At 65.2% G+C, this 17,997-nt stretch carries 15 protein-coding genes; 3 read left to right on the top strand and 12 right to left on the bottom strand.

Annotation, left to right across the window (positions count from 1 at the left end):
• The first annotated feature begins 46 nt into the window (after positions 1-46).
• Together FJ967_RS05725 and FJ967_RS05720 are read left to right on the top strand one after the other, a co-directional pair.
• Positions 47-1,000: a sugar kinase gene (locus FJ967_RS05725; protein WP_140730721.1), complete on the top strand. Its 954-nt coding sequence runs from the start codon at positions 47-49 to the stop codon at positions 998-1,000.
• Positions 997-2,280 (top strand): D-tagatose-bisphosphate aldolase, class II, non-catalytic subunit, encoded by a 1,284-nt coding sequence (locus tag FJ967_RS05720; protein WP_140730720.1) that lies wholly within the window; start codon positions 997-999, stop codon positions 2,278-2,280. Before FJ967_RS05725 ends, FJ967_RS05720 begins: the two co-directional genes overlap by 4 nt.
• Before the next feature lie 8 nt (positions 2,281-2,288).
• Here FJ967_RS05720 and FJ967_RS05715 read toward each other — a convergent pair whose 3' ends face one another.
• The 11 genes from FJ967_RS05715 to FJ967_RS05660 all read right to left on the bottom strand — a co-directional run bounded on the left by FJ967_RS05715 (position 2,289) and on the right by FJ967_RS05660 (position 16,219).
• Complete coding sequence (locus FJ967_RS05715) at positions 2,289-3,806, bottom strand: zinc-binding dehydrogenase (protein ID WP_140730719.1); 1,518 nt, start codon at positions 3,804-3,806, stop codon at positions 2,289-2,291.
• Positions 3,807-3,816: 10 nt separating this feature from the next.
• Positions 3,817-4,254, bottom strand: a complete 438-nt coding sequence (locus FJ967_RS05710; RefSeq protein ID WP_140730718.1) for an SRPBCC family protein — start codon at positions 4,252-4,254, stop codon at positions 3,817-3,819.
• Between the two features lie 252 nt (positions 4,255-4,506).
• Positions 4,507-6,696 carry a flotillin family protein gene (locus FJ967_RS05700; RefSeq protein ID WP_140730716.1) on the bottom strand — a complete coding sequence of 730 codons (2,190 nt, stop codon included), beginning with the start codon at positions 6,694-6,696 and terminating at the stop codon, positions 4,507-4,509.
• Between the two features lie 89 nt (positions 6,697-6,785).
• The gene (locus tag FJ967_RS05695) at positions 6,786-8,969 is read right to left on the bottom strand and encodes an ABC transporter permease (RefSeq protein ID WP_181175677.1); all 2,184 of its coding nucleotides are present in this window, start codon (positions 8,967-8,969) and stop codon (positions 6,786-6,788) included.
• 40 nt (positions 8,970-9,009) lie between these two features.
• Positions 9,010-9,795: an ABC transporter ATP-binding protein gene (locus tag FJ967_RS05690; RefSeq protein WP_140730714.1), complete on the bottom strand. Its 786-nt coding sequence runs from the start codon at positions 9,793-9,795 to the stop codon at positions 9,010-9,012.
• A 25-nt stretch (positions 9,796-9,820) separates the two neighbouring features.
• Entirely contained in the window at positions 9,821-11,068 is a 1,248-nt protein-coding gene (locus tag FJ967_RS05685; RefSeq protein ID WP_140730713.1) for an ABC transporter substrate-binding protein, read from the bottom strand.
• A gap of 49 nt (positions 11,069-11,117) precedes the next feature.
• Positions 11,118-12,143, bottom strand: a complete 1,026-nt coding sequence (locus FJ967_RS05680; protein ID WP_140730712.1) for a branched-chain amino acid ABC transporter permease — start codon at positions 12,141-12,143, stop codon at positions 11,118-11,120.
• On the bottom strand, positions 12,140-13,141 hold the full coding sequence (locus FJ967_RS05675; RefSeq protein ID WP_181175684.1) for a branched-chain amino acid ABC transporter permease: 1,002 nt from the start codon (positions 13,139-13,141) through the stop codon (positions 12,140-12,142). The genes FJ967_RS05680 and FJ967_RS05675 overlap by 4 nt, the downstream gene beginning before the upstream one ends.
• Before the next feature lie 41 nt (positions 13,142-13,182).
• Entirely contained in the window at positions 13,183-14,511 is a 1,329-nt protein-coding gene (locus FJ967_RS05670; protein ID WP_140730710.1) for an amidohydrolase family protein, read from the bottom strand.
• Positions 14,512-14,564: 53 nt separating this feature from the next.
• Positions 14,565-15,344, bottom strand: coding sequence for an alpha/beta fold hydrolase (locus FJ967_RS05665; RefSeq protein ID WP_140730709.1), 780 nt, complete (start codon positions 15,342-15,344; stop codon positions 14,565-14,567).
• The gene (locus tag FJ967_RS05660) at positions 15,341-16,219 is read right to left on the bottom strand and encodes a fumarylacetoacetate hydrolase family protein (protein ID WP_140730708.1); all 879 of its coding nucleotides are present in this window, start codon (positions 16,217-16,219) and stop codon (positions 15,341-15,343) included. Before FJ967_RS05660 ends, FJ967_RS05665 begins: the two co-directional genes overlap by 4 nt.
• A 223-nt stretch (positions 16,220-16,442) precedes the next feature.
• Between FJ967_RS05660 and FJ967_RS05655 the strand changes: the two genes are divergently transcribed.
• Positions 16,443-17,114 carry an FCD domain-containing protein gene (locus FJ967_RS05655; RefSeq protein ID WP_140730707.1) on the top strand — a complete coding sequence of 224 codons (672 nt, stop codon included), beginning with the start codon at positions 16,443-16,445 and terminating at the stop codon, positions 17,112-17,114.
• A 63-nt stretch (positions 17,115-17,177) separates the two neighbouring features.
• On the opposite strand, the gene FJ967_RS05650 is transcribed toward FJ967_RS05655, so the two are convergent.
• Entirely contained in the window at positions 17,178-17,969 is a 792-nt protein-coding gene (locus FJ967_RS05650) for an SIS domain-containing protein (protein WP_140730706.1), read from the bottom strand.
• Positions 17,970-17,997 lie beyond the last annotated feature (28 nt).

The raw sequence follows: 17,997 nt of genomic DNA, 5'->3' as shown, positions 1-17,997 counted from the left end.
GAGAGCGCTCGGCAACTGATGCAGGCATTCGGCGAATGGTGAGGACATGAAGAAACTGGTTTGCGCCGGCGAGATCCTGGTCGAGATCATGGCCGAGCGGATCGGCCAGAGTTTTCGCGCGCCCGGCCCGCTTGTCGGCCCGTTTCCGTCAGGCGCTCCCGCCATCTTCATCGACCAGGCGGCGCGGCTCGGCCAGCCGGCGGGGCTGATCGCGGCCGTGGGCGACGACGATTTCGGACATTTGAACATCGAGCGCCTGCGCGCCGACGGCGCCGACATTTCGGCCATCAAGATCCATCGGGGTGCCGCAACGGGAAGCGCTTTCGTCACCTATGAGGCCGATGGCAGCCGGCACTTCGTCTACAACATCAAGCAGAGCGCGGCAGGGCTGATCGAGATCGGCGCGGAAGCGCACGCGCTGCTGGCCGGTGCCGACCATTTCCATGTCATGGGCACGTCGCTGTTCTCGCCCGAAGTGATCGAGGTTGCCCGCAACGGGATCGAAGCGGTCAAGGCGCGCGGCGGCACCGTCTCCTTCGACCCCAATATCCGCAAGGAGATGCTCGACCTGCCTGGCATGCGCGACGCCTTGCACTTCGTGCTCTCCAAGACCGACGTATTCCTGCCCAGCGGGCCGGAACTCTTCACCTTCGCGGAGGCAACCGAGGAGGAGAGCGCGGTGCGCGAAATGCTGGACCGCGGCATCTCGACGGTGGTCATCAAGAAGGGCGCGCAGGGCGCCGTCCATTACGATCGGGCTGGACGGACCGCAGCGCCGGGCTTCGTCGTCGACGAGATCGATCCGACCGGCGCCGGCGATTGTTTCGCGGCCGCCTTCGTCGCCTTCTGGCTGCGTGGAGAGGCGCCGCGCAAAGCGCTCGATATCGCCAATGGCTGCGGCGCCCTGGCGGTGACGAAGAAAGGTCCGATGGAAGGCATTGCATCGCTGGCGCAAGTCGAGGCGTTCATCAAGTCCGCCCGGACCGGAGCGGCGGTATGAGCCAGGCGACCGACAGGCTGGCGGCTATCGCGACACGGCGGACGGGCGGCGAGCGCGCCGGCATCGCGTCGATCTGTTCGGCCCATCCGCTGGTCATCGAGGCAGCACTGCGCCATGGCAAGGTGCGCGGCGCCGATGTGCTGATCGAGGCCACCTGCAACCAGGTGAACCATGAGGGCGGCTACACCGGCATGACGCCGGGCGATTTCCGCCGCTTCGTCGAGACAATTGCCGGCAGGGCCGGCTTCCCGCTGGACAGGCTGGTGCTTGGCGGTGACCATCTCGGCCCCAATCCCTGGAAGCATCTGCCGGGGTCCGAGGCGATGGCAAAAGCCGCGCGCATGGTCGAGGCCTATGCCGAGGCTGGCTTCACCAAGATTCATCTGGATGCCAGCATGGGCTGCGCCGGCGAAGGCGCCGCGCCGCCCGACGCCACGATCGCCGCGCGCGCCGCCGAACTTGCGGCCGCGGCCGAAGCCGCGGTCGAACGAACAGGCGGCGCCAGGCCTATCTACGTCATCGGCACGGAAGTGCCCGTTCCCGGCGGCGCGCTGGAGGCTATGGACCATCTGGCGGTGACGACGCCGCAAGCGGCAGGCGAGACGGTGCGCATCCACCAACAAGCCTTCAGCCTACGCGGCCTTGACGAGGCTTTTTCGCGGGCGATCGGTGTCGTCGTGCAGCCTGGCGTCGAATTCGGCAATGCCGATGTGATCACTTACCGGCCCGAAAACGCCCGGGCATTGGCGGGCGCATTGCGCGACCTGCCGCAGTTCGTCTTCGAAGCCCATTCGACCGACTACCAGCCGACAGCGGCGTTGAGCGCGCTGGTCGACGACGGCTTTGCCATCCTCAAGGTCGGGCCGTGGCTGACCTTCGCGCTGCGCGAAGCGCTCTACGGGCTGAGCCACATCGCCGATATTCTTTCTCCCGACCCAACCCGGGAAAGCCTGCCGGCTGCGATGGAGCGCGCCATGCTGGCGGCGCCCGGCAACTGGAAGAACTATTATCATGGCTCGCAGGCCGAGCAGCGGATCGAGCGGCACTTCTCCTACAGCGACCGCATCCGCTACTACTGGCCGGCGCCGGAGGCGCAGCAGGCTGTCGACGCATTGATGCGGGCGCTTGGCGAGCGCGAGATTCCCCTGCCCCTCGTCAGCCAGTATCTCGGCCGCCTCGACGGCGCGGCGGCGAGCGGATCGGTCGAGCCAAAAGCACGGGAGCTGCTGATCGCCAGCGTGACGGATGTTCTCGACATCTACGCCTCGGCGACCGGCTGACCGTACCGTCAAGCCTGCGGCACGAGGACCAGGGCGCCGGTGGTGCGGCGCGCTTCCAGATCGCGGTGCGCGTCGGCCGCATTGGCAAGATCGTAGCGGGTCGGAGTCTCGATCCTGACCACGCCCTGCCGCAGCGCCTGGAAGAAGCTGGTGACGTGCGGCGCTAGTTTTTCTGGCGTGTCGGTGTAGTGGGCATAATTCGGCCGCGAGATGGTCAGCGACTTGGAAGCGAAGCGGCCGATATCCCAATCGCCGACCGGACCCGACGCCTGGCCGAAACTGACGAGATGGCCGCGCACCGCGAGAGAGGCGAGCGAGCCGGCGAAGGTGTCGTTGCCGACGGCGTCATAGGCAACGTCGGCGCCCCTGCCGGCTGTCAGCCGCACGACGGCTTCAGCGAAATTTTCACGCGAATAGACGATGACATGATGCGCGCCGAGCCGCTCGACGATACGCGCCTTGTCGTCGCTCGACACGGTGGCAATGACAGTCGCGCCGAGATGACACGCCCACTGCACCAGCAACTGGCCGATGCCGCCGGCCGCCGCATGGATGAGCACGATGTCGCCGCGCTTCACGGCGTGAACATCATGCAGCAGGAAACTCGCGGTGACGCCCTTGAGCAGGCCGGCGGCGGCGGTCTCGTCCGGGATGTCGCCGGACAGGCGGACCAGCAGATCTGGCGCCATGTTGCGCCGTTCGCTGTAGGCGCCGACCGGCGGACAGGCATAGGCGACGCGGTCGCCGACCGAGAAACCCGATACCGCCGGACCGAGCGCCTCGATGATGCCGGCAGCTTCCATGCCAGGCACACCCGGTAGCCGCAACAGATCGAAGAAACCGGTGCGGCAGTAGACGTCGATGAAATTAACCCCGATCACCGTATGACGGATCCGAACCTCGTCCGATGCCGGCGGCGGCAGCGCGATCTCCCCGAGCCGCAGCTCCTGCGGTCCGCCGTAGCGCCCGACGACGATCGCGCGGGTCGTTTCGGCCCGGCTTGCCGGGACCTTTGACACAATGGGCGGCGCGCTTGTGGACGGCGCGGCGGTCCGCGGCGGTCTTGTTTCGACCCGCATGCTTCCGGTTCGCCCGCGCAGAAGATCGCGCACCGCCGCGAAGCCGGCCTGATAAATGCCTTCAGTGACCAGCCTGACCAGTTCGTCGCGACGATGCGCCGGCGGATGGAATTCGGAGCGCCACTCCCAGAAGGTGGCATTGGTGTCGGTCACCGGCTTCAGCCGAAGCGAGGCGACATAACCCATCAGCGGCAGCGGCGCTTCCAGCAGGCAATAGCTCAGCCGCCGGTCCTTGTCGGACAGCGCCAGCAATTGCTCGCGCAACTCACCGCCGTCGTTCAGCCGGAAGTGGCGCACCGAACCAACCGCATCGACCGTTTCGCCGCCCTCGATCTCACTGAAGGCGATCGCCGGATGCCAACGGTCATGCCCGTTGAAATCGCGCAATATCGCCCAGACCTCGTCGACCGGTGCGTCGATGATCGTGCTCTGGCAAACCTTGACCATCGGAGGGGCGTCAGCGCCCGAAGCGGTGCTTGAGCGCGCTCAGAGCGGTCTGGAACACGCCGGCGCCGATCTGGTTCATGAGAGCCGCCTCGCGATCCGGCGCGCAGTCGAACTCGGCCTGCCACTCTGCGAGCGTCAGGTTGCCGTCGGTGACCGGTGTCAGCGACAGGGTGGCGACATAGTTCTCGACCGCCATCGGGCTTTCCAGGATGGCGTAGCTGCAGGACAGGTCGTAGTCGGACAGCGCCAGCAGCCTTTCGCGGATGCGGCCGCCATCCTTGAGCGTGAAACTCCTGATGCAGCCGATCTGGTCTGCCTGCGCATTCTGTTCGATGCGGCTCTCGGCGACGAACGGCGCCCAGCCCGGCAGGCCGTTGAAGTCGCGGATGAGCTTCCATACTTCCGCCGCCGGCGCGGGGATCACCGAGGAGACGTAGACCTTCGTCATGCTTGCTCGCCGAGGATGATGCTGTGAAGGTTGCGCTGAGGGATATTCCTGTCGCCGTCAGCGCCGCCCCTCATTGTCCTGCCGGACATTTCTCCCCGTATAGTGACGGGGAGAAAGGGGCTGGCCGAAACCTCGGCGCCAACCTTGCAACGCTGGCGATTTGCGAAACCATCAACGACCGCGCCCCTCTCCCCGTCCCTATACCGGGAGAGGATCCCGGCAGGCAGGTGAGGGGCGGCGCAGTCGTTCCCCTCAATGGTCGCGGTCGTCATCGTCGTCCTTGGTGGTCTTGCCCTTGCCTTTCTTGTCGCGGGTCAGGCTGGAAATGTCCTTGGCGTCGCGCAACACGTCGGTCATGCGGCCGAGCGAGCCGCCCTCGATGCCGATCTCCTTCATCAGATTGTCGATCATCGGCGCCTGCACGCGGTAGCGCAGCGCGGAATCGATCACCTCGTCGGTGACATTGCGGTTACTGCCGCCCTGCCCGCCATTGATGCCGTCGACATGCAGGATCTTGATGCCGTCGATCTTCTCCATCGGTTTGACGCTCTCGCGGATGATGCCTTCCATGTGATCGAGCAGCTTGCCGCGCAGGCGGCCGGCGCGGGCCTCGCTGGACAGGAGATTCTCGGCCTCGTTGAGCTGGCGGTTGCCGGCGGCGTCGACCTCATAGCGCTGGGCGGCCGCAAGCGCATGGATCTTCTCCGCTTCAGCCGCGGCCAGTGCGGCGATCTTCTGCGCTTCGGCCAGACTTTTCGCCGCCTTCATCTCGGCCTCGGCGGCAGCGGTAATGCGCAACGCCTCGCGCTCGGCCTCTCGGCTCGCGCCGATCAGGTCGGTCAGCTTGCGGCGCTCCGCGATCTCACGTTCGCGCGCTGTCAGCGCCTGTTCCTCGGCCTGGATCGCCTTGGCGCGGACGGCTTCGGAAGCGGCGATGGCGGAGGAACGCTCCTGCGTCTTCTTGGCGATGTCGATCGCCTTCTGGATCTCGGCGATTTCGACCTTCTGGTCGCGGTCGACGCCAAGCTGCCTGATGTCGCGCTCCTTGATCAGCCGCGCTTCCTCGATGCCGCGTTCGGTGGTGATGCGGGCGCGTTCGACCTCTTCGCCGGCCGAAATCTCGGCCTCCTCGAAGGCTTGCCGCTTGGCGATCTGCAGCGCTTCGAGATGACGCTCCCGGGCGATCCGCACCTCGTCGACGGCACGCTCCTGCGCGATGCGCGCGGTCTCGGTCGCCTGGTTCTCGGAAATTTCCGCGCGCCGCTTCTCGGCCTCGGCCTTCGTCACCTCGAGCGCCTTTTCGGCGAGTGCGATCTGCCGCTCCAGTTCGGCGACTTCGAGCAGCTTCTTGCGCTGGATTTCGAGTTCGCGCTGCGCGCCTTCACGCTCGATACGGGCTTTCTCAAGCGACAGTTCGAGCGCGATCTGTTCGCGCTCGGTCAATTCGCGCATCTTCATCTCGGTTTCGTCGAGCGAGCGGCGGCGCGCGATCTCGCGGCGTTGAGTCTCTTCCTCGCTGTTGATGCGCTCCTGCGTGATGTTGCGCTCCTGGTTGAGGCGTGACTTCTCGACAGCTTCGCGCGATGAAAGCTGCGCCTGTTCGGACTCCTGGTCGCGCAGCGCGCGCTCTATGGCAAGCTCCGAACGCTGCGCGGCACGACGGATCTCGACCTCGCGCTCCTGTTCGAGGCGGGCGTATTCGGTGTCACGGTCGATCTCCAGCACCTTGCGCTGGGTGTCGAGGTTCTGGTTGCGGATATCGACCAGGGTGCGCTGCTCGATCTCGTTGCGCATACGGCGCCGGGTCTCGATCGATTCCGTGAGTTGCGTCAGGCCTTCGGCGTCGAACGCATTGGACGGATCGAAATATTCGAGGCTGGTCTGGTCGAGGTCGACGATGGCGACGCTTTCCAGCTCAAGCCCGTTGGCGGCGAGCGACTCCTCCGCAAGCCTGCGCACCTTGGCGGCGTAGTCGCCGCGCAATTCGTGCATTTCCTCCAGCGTCATCTGCGCGGCGACGGTGCGCAACGCGCCGGCGAACTTGCCTTCCAGCAATTCGCGCAGGCTGTCGGGCTGCAGCGTACGGCGGCCGAGCGTCTGCGCGGCGGCCGCGACCAGTTCACGGTGCGCGCCGACGCGCACGAAGAATTCGGCGATCAGGTCGACGCGCATGCGGTTCCTGGTGATCAGCGCCAGCGCATCCTCGCGGCGCACCTCGATGCGCAACACGTTCATGTTGACCGGGGTGATCTCATGCAGAACGGGGATGACGAACGCGCCGCCATTCACCACCACTTTCTCACCCATGAAGCCGGTGCGCACGAACGCCGTCTCCTTGGTCGAGCGGCGATAGAGCCAGCGCAAGATGTAGACGGCGATCACCACGACGACCGCGGCAACGATCAGCCACAACAGGAAAGCGCCAAAGGTCTGCGCGTCCATGATCTATCCTCCCCAAGACAATGCGGTCGGCGCGAGGCGACCGGCCGCAAATTCAAACATCCACCCATGAGGTGGCGAAGTCCAATTCTTCATGCCCGCCTCTGCAGCTTCGGCGCGATCGCATGGAACGCCGCGATCACCGCATCGACGAATGGCGTGTCGTTGATGTTCGCAGCGACCCGCTCGACGATGCGCAACGGCGTGCGGCGAACGGTCCTCTCGATGGCCTCGAACAGGGCGTTGTCCGCTTCGGGGTCATGGAAGGGCTGGCCCGGCGCGTCGAGCATCGAGACGCCGCCTTCCGGCAGAAGGAAGCGCACCGGCCCGTTCATGGCGTTGAGCCGCGCGCCGATCCATTCGCCGAAGGCTCGGTTCTCGTCGCGCGTGGTGCGCATCAAAGTCACGTTGGGATTGTGGATGACGAATTTGCGGCTCCGGAATTTCTCCGGAACGCTGTCGCGCGGCCCGAAATTGACCATGTCGAGCGCGCCGACCGAGCCGACATAGGGCAGCCCGGTTCGGATCGCCGCGCCGAAACGATCCTCGGTCGCCGGGAAGACGCCGCCGACGATCTTGTCGGCCACTTCGGTCGTGGTGAGGTCGAGAAAAGCGGAAAGCAGCCGGGAATCGCCAAGGGTCTCCATGGCCCGCCCACCAATGCCGGTGGCATGGAAGACCAGGCAGTCATAGTCGGCTTCGAGCCGCTTCGTGACCGCTTGCACCAGAGGCGTGGTGACCCCGAACATGGTGATGCCGACCGCTGGCCGTGCGAGCTTACGTTTCACTTCCCAGGCTTCGGCATTGGGCAATTGCGCGACCATGCCGGCCATGGCGTGCGCGGCATTGGACAGAACCTGTTCGGTGATCGAGTTCAGCCCCTGCACATCGGCGACCGAATGGAACATCATGATGTCGGCGCCGCCGACATATTTGGCGACGTCGCCGGCCGCTACCGTGGAGACCATCAGCTTGGGAATGCCTACCGGCAGCACGCGCATGCCCGCCGTTGCCAGCGTGGTGCCGCCGGAGCCACCGGCGGAAATGACGCCGCCAATGCGCGGCTCGCGCTCGATCCAGCGCGCGAAGGCTTCCGCCATGGCGCTGACCGAGCCGCCGCGATCGTTCGTGAAGACGGCGGACGAGCCGCGCGCGTGCATGCCCGCCACTTGCATGGCTGGGACATCGGCGCTCGTCGGTTTTCCAGATGTCGAGAGGTCAACGGTGCGGACCGTCAGGCCGAGCGCCTTCAGCCGGTCGGCGACGAAGCGCAGCTCCTTGCCCTTGGTATCGAAGGTACCGGCGACCAGCACGGTGCGGCCGATGCGCTCGGCAAAGGGAATGGCAAAGATCTTTTTTGCATCGTCCCGGGGTGCGGCCTTGTCGACCGCCGCCTGCCGCAATTCGGTGACCGGTACGTTCCAGCGGTTGGGCAGTTCGGTGACCGGACGGTAGACGCCGTTCTGCGGCGTCGGCTCGGCCGAGCCGGCGCCAGCCCTGTCGACACGATAGACTTCCGCCAGTTGCTCCCTGGCCTGTGCGGCTTCCGCCGGCGTGACAGGCGCGTCCTCGGCGTGGCGGCCGACGCCCAGCAGCCGCTGCTGCAGATCGCGGTCGGCGGCAAGCGCCTTGGCGTCCATCAGCCGGTTGATGCGGCCGTTGACCATGATGGCGACCTGGTCGGACACGGCGGTCGCGACGCCGATATTCTGCTCGATGACCAGCACCGCCATCTCGCCTTCGGCGGCGAGATCGATCAGCATCCGCTCGACCTGGTCGACGATGACCGGCGCCAGTCCCTCCGTCGGCTCGTCCATGACCAGCAGCTTCGGGTCGCTGAGCAGCGCGCGCGAAATCGCCAGCATCTGCTGCTCGCCGCCCGACAGTTGCGAGCCGCCATTGGCGCGGCGCTCGGCCAGGCGCGGAAAAGTCTGGTAGACGCGCTCGACCGTCCAACTCGCATCGCGCCTTGTGCCGGCGGCAAGCCGCAGATGCTCATCAACCGTCAGGCTCGGCCAGACGCGGCGCCCTTGCGGTACATAGCCGACGCCGAGGCGGTGGATTTCGTGCGGCTCGAGCGCCGTGATCTCGCGGCCATCGACACGGATCGAACCGGACTTCGCCCGTTTCAGGCCGACGATGGTGTTGCAGAGCGTCGACTTGCCCATGCCGTTGCGGCCAACCACCGACAGCACGCCGCTTTCCAGCGCCAGCGAGACGCCCTGCAGCGCATGGCTTTCGCCGTAGAAGACCTGCAGATCGTCTATGCGCAGCATTGCCCTGGCCGTCTTCCCGGACGTTTGGCGAGAGGGACGCTCAGCCATGCTTGCCCCCGAGATAGATCTCCTGGACTTCCGGATCGGCCTCGATCTCCTGCGGCGTGCCTTCCTTGAACAGGCGGCCATTGTGCATCATCGAGACATATTCCGAGACGCGCAGCGCGACATCGAGATCGTGCTCGATGATGATGTAGCCGATGTGCTTCGGCAACGCGTTGAGGATGGCGACGAGGTCGCGGCGTTCCGTCGGCGACAGGCCCGCCGCCGGCTCGTCGAACAGGATGAAGCGCGGCGCGCCGGCCAGCGCCAGCGCGATCTCCAGCTGGCGCTGCTGGCCATGGCTCAGCGTCGCCACCAGCATGTCGCGATAGGTTTCCAGATGCACCGCGTTGAGGATCGATTCGGCCTGCGCCATGTTGACGTCCGACGGCGACGGCCGCAGCAGCGAGAACCGGCTGCGCGAGACGCCGCGACAGGCGAGAAAGATGGAATCGAGGACCGAGAGGCCCTTGAACAATTGCGATATCTGGTAGGTGCGGCGCAGGCCGCGCCGGATGCGCTCATGCGGCGGCAGGTCGGTGATGTCCTCGCCGAAAAAGCGGATGCGTCCGGCCGTCGGCATGAAGTCACCGGTCACCGCGTTGAAGAGCGTCGTCTTGCCGGCGCCGTTGGAGCCGAGGACCGCGCGCCGTTCGCCGGCCGCGATCCTCATGGTGATGCCCGAGAGCGCCACCAGCGCCCCGAAATGCCGCGCCACGCCATCGAGCTCCAGCGCATAGGCGCCGGTGCTCTGGAGGCGGTTTGCTGCGAGGCTTTCGGTCACTGGCGGCTTCACTTCGGATCAGCTGTTACGGGCAGCTCGGATTGTCGCGGTTGACCGCGCCGAGCTTCATGAACTCGTCTTCGGGAATGCCGAGCGTCTGGTTGACCTGCGGCACGACCTTGACCAGCTTGTTGAGGAGATTGCCGTCCGAACCCTCGGTGACTTCGGTCAGGAAGATGTCGGCGATGGCGTTGCGGTTCTTGTCGAGCGACACCTTGCCGGTCGGCGTGTCGAAGGACAGCGTCGACAGCGCCTCGCGCAGCTTCTTGCCGCCGTCGGAGACATCGCCGCCAACCTTGTCGAGACCGAGCAGCGTCGCCTTCATGTCGACATAGTAGCCATGGGCGAAGAGCGAGGGCGACGGAAAGGCGCCGGGCTGCTTCTTGTAGGCTTCGACGAAGGCCTTCCATGCCGGCGCGTCATTGGTGTCGGCGGTCGGGCCGGCGGACGGCGTGCCCTTCAGCACGTCCTTCAGCTTGCCTTTCGAGGTCAGCACGGTCTGGTCGACGGTGATCGAGCCGCCGATCAGCGGCGCGGTGCCGCCACCCTGCTGGTACTGGGTCAGGAAATTGACGGCATCGGCGCCACCGAGCGCGACATAGATCGCGTCGACATCCTCGGGGATGGCGGCGATGACCGAGGAGAAATCCTTGTTGCCGATCGGCACCCAGGATTTGGACGGTACGTGGCCGCCGGCCTTGCAGAACTCGGCCATGAAGCCGAACACCTGCGTGTAGGGGAATGAATAGTCCTCGGCGACGGTGGCGACCTTCTTGTAGCCCTTGTCCTTGAAGGCGTAGGTGCCGAGGCCGGCCATCCACTGGGCGCCGTCGGTCGAGAAGCGGAAGAAGTTTTCCGCCGGATCGCGCAAAGTCGTGTCCTGCGCGGCCGAGGTGCCGTTGATGAAGGTCACGGTGGGTTGGGTCTTGGCGTAGTCCTTGACGGCGATGCCTTCGTCGCCCGACAGCGGACCGACGAGCACCTTGACGCCATCCTGCTCGACCAGCTTGCGCGCGGCGCGCACGGCGCTGTCGGGCGAAGCGTCGGACGATCCCTTGACGATCTCGATCTTCTTGCCGGCGACGGTGCCGTTCATCTCGGCAATCGCCGTCATGGCACCACGTTCGCCGTCCTCGCCCAGCACCGTGAACGGTCCCTCGAAGGTGGCGAGCAGGCCGATCTTGATGGTGTCGTCGGCGGCCAGCGCCATCGACGGCGCGGTGAGCCCGGTGAACACCGCCAGCGCCAGTAATGTCCGTCTATGCATCCTCATGATTTCCTCCCGTTGATTTGGTTTTGCAGTGGTTCATCCGTCCCGGCTCCTAAGGTCCGGGACGCAAGGACTCCTGGGCAAGATGCGGTTTTATCCTCCCCCACAACCCAAGAATTCCATCCGGCGAGACGAAGACGATCACCAGGAACACCATGCCGATCAGCGTGTTGAACCGCTCGGCGCCGACGATGTCGATGGCGAAGGTCTGCATCAGAACGACGACGAGCGCGCCAAGAAACGGCCCGATCGGGTGGCGCAAGCCACCGATGACGGCAATGATCAGCACGTCGATCGCCGCATCGACACCGATGGTGCCGGGCGAGACGCGGCCGTTGAACCAGACCAGCAGCACGCCGGCCAGTCCGGCGATGACCCCGGAAAGAAGCCAGGCGAAAACCTTGTGCGCGGTGACGTGGTAGCCGAGCGCACGCATGCGGCGCGGATTGTCGCGGATCGCCTGCAAGGTCATGCCGAAGGTCGAGCGCGAGCCGTAGAGCACCGCCGCGTAGGTCAGCGCGGCCAGACCGAGGCAGAGATAGTAGAAGGGCTTGGCGTCACGCCAGCCTATGCCCCAGAAGGCCGGTGCACGGATGCCGGCATAGCCGGAATGGCCGTTGAAGATGGCGTAGTTCTGCTGCGCGAAATAGTAGGTCGCGGTGGCGATCGCCAGCGTGATCATGATCGTGTAGATGCCCTCGGTGCGCACCGAGATCCAGCCGATCAGGGCCGAAGCCAATGCCGCCGCGAAAACGGCCGCTATCACCGCCAGCCACCACGGCCAGCCGAGACCAAGGATGTTGGAATTGGCGTTGCCGAGGATGGCGATGGCATAGGCCGCTATGCCGGCGACGGTGATCTGCGCCAGGCTGACCATGCCGCCATAGCCCGCGAGCAGCATCAGCGACAGGCCGAGCATGCCGAAGATCAGCGAATAACCACCGATCTGGGTGAGGAAGAAATCCGAGGCCACCAGCGGATAGAGCACCAGTGCCGTGCCAAGGATGATGTGGCCGGGCCCGAGCTTCTCCAGCCAGTTTCGCTGTGTCGTGGCGCCGGTAGCAATGGCAAGGCTCATCTTGCCTTCCCCATGATGCCTTGCGGCCGAACCGCCAGCGTCACCACCATGATGACGAAGGTGAGCACGATGCCGTAGGTGGGGAAGTAGACGAGGCCGATCTGCTCGGCCAACCCGATCAGCAGCGCGCCGATGGCCGCGCCAGTGATCGAGCCCATGCCGCCGACGATGACCACCACCAGCGAAGCCAGGAGGTAGCGCACATCCTCGCCGGGAGCGACCGACAGCGCCGACCCTCCGACGACGCCGGCAAAGCCGGCGAGCCCTGCACCGACGGCAAAGACAATGGCAAAGACAGCGTGCACGTTGACGCCGGAGGCCTGCAGCATGGCGCGGTCGTCGACGCCGGCGCGGATCATCATGCCGACGCGGGTCTTGTGCAGCATCAGCCAGAGGCCGACGCCGATGACGATCGCCGCCGCTAGCACCACGACGCGGTAGAGTGGATAGGTGAGGAAGACCGAGGCGCCGTTGGAGCGCACGGCTGTGATGACGGGCAAGGTCAAGGCGCCGTCGAGCCATTCAGGCGTGGTGATCTGATAGGTGCCGCCCGCCCATACCGCCAGCATCAGGTCGGCGGCAACGATGGAGATGCCGATAGAGACCAGGGTCTGGCGCAGGTCGTCGCCTTCCAGGCGGCGGAAGACGAAGACCTGCATGACGACGCCGACGATGGCGAGCACGGCAAAGCCGGCAGCGACGCCGAGCAGCCAGTAGCCGGTTCGATTGGTGACCTCGTAGCCGATATAGGCGCCGAGCAGATAGAGCGAGCCATGCGCCAGGTTGACGTTGCGCATCAGCCCGAAGATCAGCGTGAAACCGCTTGCGACCAGGAAATAGAGGCCGGCCAGCGTAATGCCGTTGAGGATGGCGCTGACGAAGGCCTTCTTGGAAATCAGGATCGCGTTCAGCCAATCCGGCCAGACGGCGAAGACCAGCCATGCGAGGATCGCAGCCGCAAGCAGGCCGACGACACCCCAGGCTTGCCGCAGTGTCATGCCGCCGCTCGAAAGCGTCTGAGATGGCCGGTCGAGCAGGCTCATGCGGTCAGCCGCCGGCGCTGCTCATTGATGCGCGGCGCCTTGTGGAACTTGCCGTCCTTCATGATCGCGAGGATGCGGTTCTTGTCCTGCAGGATGCGCACGTCGGAGATCGGATCGCCGTCGATGAGCAGCATATCGGCAAGGTAGCCTTCCTTGATCAGGCCGAGCTCGTCGCCCATGTTCATGATCTGGCCGCCATATTTGGTGCCGGCCTGGATCGCTTCCATCGGCGAGAAGCCGAGCATTTCGACGAAGGTCTGGATGTCTTTGGCATTGGTGCCCTGCGGCGTCCAGGCAAAGCCGTAATCGCCGCCGATGCAGACGCGGATGCCGCGCCGGTGCATCTTCTTCATCGTGTCGATGCACATTTCGAGTTCGCGCTCATATTCGAGCGACAGCGGCGAGCCCGGCTTGATGCCCCATTGCTCGGCATAGCGCGCGGTATTGATCAGCCAGGCGATGCCGGGCGCGACGAAGTGCTTGTCCTTTACCGCCTCCAGCATGTCGAGCGCTTCCTCGTCGGCGAAGGAGGCGTGGTAGATGTTCTGGATGCCGTGGCGCACGCACTGCTTGACCGAGCCGGACGAGCGCGCATGCGCCGACAGCACCTTGTTGCGGCAGCGCGCCTCGGAAGCGGCCATGGCGACCTCCTCCTCCGACATCGGCGTCTCCTCGGCGCCCATGCCGGTGATGCTTTCACCCGACAGGTTCAGCTTGATGGAGTCGACGCCGTATTTGATCAGCTGGCGCACGGTGCGACGGATTTCCTCAGGCCCGGAGACGACAAGGCCGAGGTTCAGGCCCTCATGCGGAATATGCGAGGGCGCGGAATCGCCGAGGCCGCCGACGGTGGTGATCTCGGGACCGGCCGCGAGATAGCGAGGTCCGGGGAAGCGGCCCTGGTTGATGAATTTCTTGGCCACGACATCGAGGCGCGGCTTGGCGGCGGCGGCACCCCGGCCGGCGGTGAAGCCGGCGTCGAGCACGAGCTTGGCCATCTCCATGGTGACCAGCATGTGCTCCTCGACCTCCATCATCTGGATGGGGTCGATGCCCGGCGCATTGTTCCAGGACAGGTGCAGATGCGCGTCGATCATGCCCGGCATCAGCGTCGCGCCCATGCCGTCGATAACCGTCGCGCCGCCGCTGTAGGAAGACGACGAAGACGAGCCGAAGCGCGACGAGCCCTTGGTGATCTGCTTGATGCGGTTGCCTTGCACCAGCACCTCGCCGGTGTAGGGGTATTCACCCGTGGCGTCGAGCACGCGCACATTGGTGAACAGCGTGCCGGTCGAACCGTTTCCGTTCCAGCTGTCGTCTGCCATCACAAGCCTCCCAACTTGCCGAGCGCATGAGTTCTACGCCCGATCAGTATTCCTCACCTATCAACCCGTCTCAAAAAATCGGCCAGTTTCTGGCTGCTTTCGCGCGGGCTCTCGACCGTCGCCCAATGCCCGCACCGATCCATCGACGAGAATACGGCGCCCTTGATCTTGTCGGCAAGCGCCTGGGCGACGCCGGGCGGATTGACGGTGTCGGCGTCGCCGGTGACCAGCAGCGTCGGCGCTGAAATTTTGCGCGCATCGACGGCGGTCGCCTTGGCCAGCGCCTCGCAAGTGCGGGCATAGGATTCCGGATCCTGGCGGGTGATGGATTCCCGAACGAAGGCGACGGCCGCCGGCGAAGTCTCCCTGCTGTGCGCCGAGATCGCATTTGCGACAATCTGGTCGGCAATATCGGACATGCCGCCGGATCGCGCCAGTTGCGCCCGCTTGCCCAGTCCTTGCCGCGTCGCCTCCGCCGGCTCGGCCAAAGCCCCGAACAGGACGAGCGACCTGACCAGCGCGGGCTGCGTCGCCGCGATCTGCTGGCAGGCGATGGTGCCCATGGAGTGGCCGACGAAATGCGCCGAGGCAACGCCCATGCCGGCCATGGCGCGGATCACGGCCTCGCTCATGCCTTCGATGGTCAGCGGTTCGATCGGGCGCGGCGAGCGGCCCGAACCCGGCAGGTCGAGCCGGATGACGCGATGGGCCGACAGCGCCGCCATCTGCGGCTGGAACATGTTCGAGGTGCCGCCAAGGCCGTGGATCATTACCACGGCGGCGCCCGCGCCCACGGTTTCGGCAACGACCTGGCCAACAGTCACCGTGGTCATCGTGCGAGCTCCGCGAAGCGGTTTTCCAGCGTGCCGATGCCGTCGATCTCGATGCGCACGACGTCGCCGGCCTTGAGATATTTCGGCGGATCGAAACCAATGCCGACGCCGACCGGCGTGCCGGTGGCGATGATGTCGCCGGGCTTCAGCGTGATGCCTTGCGACAGGGTGGCGATGATGGTCGGGATGTCGAAGATCAGCAACGAAATGCGGGAATCCTGGCGCAGATCCTCATTGACGAAACACCTGATGCCGGCGGTCGCCAGGTCGAGTTCGTCCCTGGTCACCGCCCATGGCCCCATCGGGCAGAACGTGTCCTGCGACTTGCCGATCAGCCACTGGCTGTATTTGCCCTGCAGGTCGCGGGCGGTGACGTCGTTGACGATGGTGTAGCCCCAGACATGGTCGAGCGCATTTTCCCGCGAAATGCCGCGACCGCCCTTGCCGATGATGACGGCGAGTTCCGCCTCGTAGTCGATGGCTGTCGAGACCGAGGGATCGATCAGCACGCTGGCATGGTTGGCGACGACCGATTCCGGCACTTTGGAAAAGATGATCGGATGCTTGGGGATCGCACCGGCGCCGGCGCTGGAATCGAAGCCCGAGCGAGCGAACTCGTGGGCATGCTCGTGATAGTTCTTGCCGACGCAGAAGATGTTGCGGCGCGGTTGCGGGATCGGCGCTTCGATCTCGACCTGCGCCAGCGGGATCGGCGACAGGGTGCGCGGAATGCCGGCGCCGTTGCGCTCGATCAGCGCCAGGATGCCGGACCTGGCCTGTTCGACGGAAAAATCGAAAGGAGCGACGGTCTGCGCGCCCAGGTCGACGAGGCCGACGCGACGTTCGCCTGATATCGAGAAAGTCGCGACCCGCATCCAGTCCTCCCTGAACCAATATTGAGCCAATTTATCGCTCTTTTGTTACACGCTAGCGCCGATTGGTTTAGGCCGCAAGCAGAATCTGAACTGGCCTTACCAAAAAGAAATGCGAGACCGGCACGACAATCCGCCTTGCAGAGCCGCCAAAGCCGGTTGTGGACGGCGGCGCCGGAAGCTGCTATCAATGGCTCAATATTGGATCAGATAAAAGCGACCAGAAATGCCGAAGCTTGTCGCCAGCGACATCGCCACCGCGCTGAAGAAGCGGATATCTTCCGGCGAATGGATCGAGAATGGCCGCATCCCGCCGGAGCGCGATCTGGCCAGCGAATTCGGCGTCGCGCGCAACACGATGCGACGCGCCGTCTCCTTCCTGGAGGATGACGGCACGGTAGTACGCCATGTCGGGCGCGGCACCTTCCTGACTGCCCCCAATCCCGCCTCGATGACGGCCGTCGTCGGCCGCATGGAAGGCACCAGCCCGGCCGACATGATGGAAATCAGGCAATTGCTGGAGCCGGCCGCGGCCTCCTTCGCGGCCACCAATGCCAGCGCCATGGAGCTCAACGCGGTGCGCGAGGCACACAGGATTGCCTGCGAGTCTCAGGACATGCCGACTTTCGAGCATTGGGACGCGGAGTTCCACCACCGCATCTTCGCCTGCTCGCGCAACGAATTCCTCAAGGAGATCCACAATCTGATGCGCATCCTGCGCAATCAGGCGCCGTGGTTCGAAATGAAGAAGCGCTCCTTTTCCGAGGAGCGCCGCAGCATCTACTGCAGCGAGCACCAGATGGTTCTCGACGCACTGCTGCGCCGCGACCCCGAGAGCGCCAGCCAGGCCATGCTGGCGCATCTGAAGACCGTCGAGCGCAATCTGCTGGGACGATAGTCGCTTGGGGAAGCGACGGTAGTCGCTTCGGGAAGGCGCCGCGGCGCCTCCCCGATATCGGCATTATTCGCCGCGCATGGTCGCCTGGAAGGCCGGCAGGTGCTTCTTCTGCGCTTCCAGCATGCGCTCGCGATAGACGCCGTAAATGACGTCGGTGTCGTGCAAGGTCACGCCCGCGATCGTCGGCGAGGCGAAGACCGGCAGTTCGATGCCGCGCTTGGCGAGCTGCTCGGCGGTGCGGGCGATCAGTTCATGCGCCATGATCATGGCGAGCACGGTGGACGAGCCGGAGACCGGACGGCTCCAGCCTTCGACCGGCACGATGGCGTCCTCGATGGGCGAGCAGGTGTCGATGACGAGGTCGGCCGCATCGGCCAGTCGCTTGCCGGAGGAGTGCGTGGCCGGCTTGTCGAGATTGTTCTTGCTGGTCACTGCGACGACGAAGATGCCGCGCTTCCTGGCATAGAGGGCGGTGTCGATGCCGGACGCGTTGCGGCCGCTATGGCCGAAGATGATGATGGAATCGCCCTTGTTGAGCGGCTGGTGGTCCAGGAATTTCTCGGCGTACTTTTCCGTCCGTTCCAGCCAAAGCAATTCGCGCACGCCGCCTGCGCCCAGCACGTTGTGCCACATCACGCGCGGGTCGGTCAGCGGGTTGAAGCCGACATAGCTGCCATAGCGCGGGAACACTTCCTGCACCGGCAGCACCGAATGGCCCGAGCCAAAGAGGTGGACCAGCCCGCCGCCCTGGAGCGAGTCGGCAAAGCGGCTGGCCGCCTGGCCGAAGGCCTCTTCATTGGTCTTGGCGGCCTGATCGATGAGGGCGGCGAGACGGTGAATATAGAGATCGGACACGTGGATACTCCTGTTTAAGTGTCTGCTT

This window comes from Mesorhizobium sp. B2-3-4, from assembly GCF_006442315.1.
In the GTDB taxonomy this organism is placed as follows: Bacteria; Pseudomonadota; Alphaproteobacteria; order Rhizobiales; family Rhizobiaceae; genus Mesorhizobium.
The sequence above is the reverse complement of the archived record's forward strand: the minus strand, read 5'-3'. Positions and strand labels throughout refer to the sequence as shown.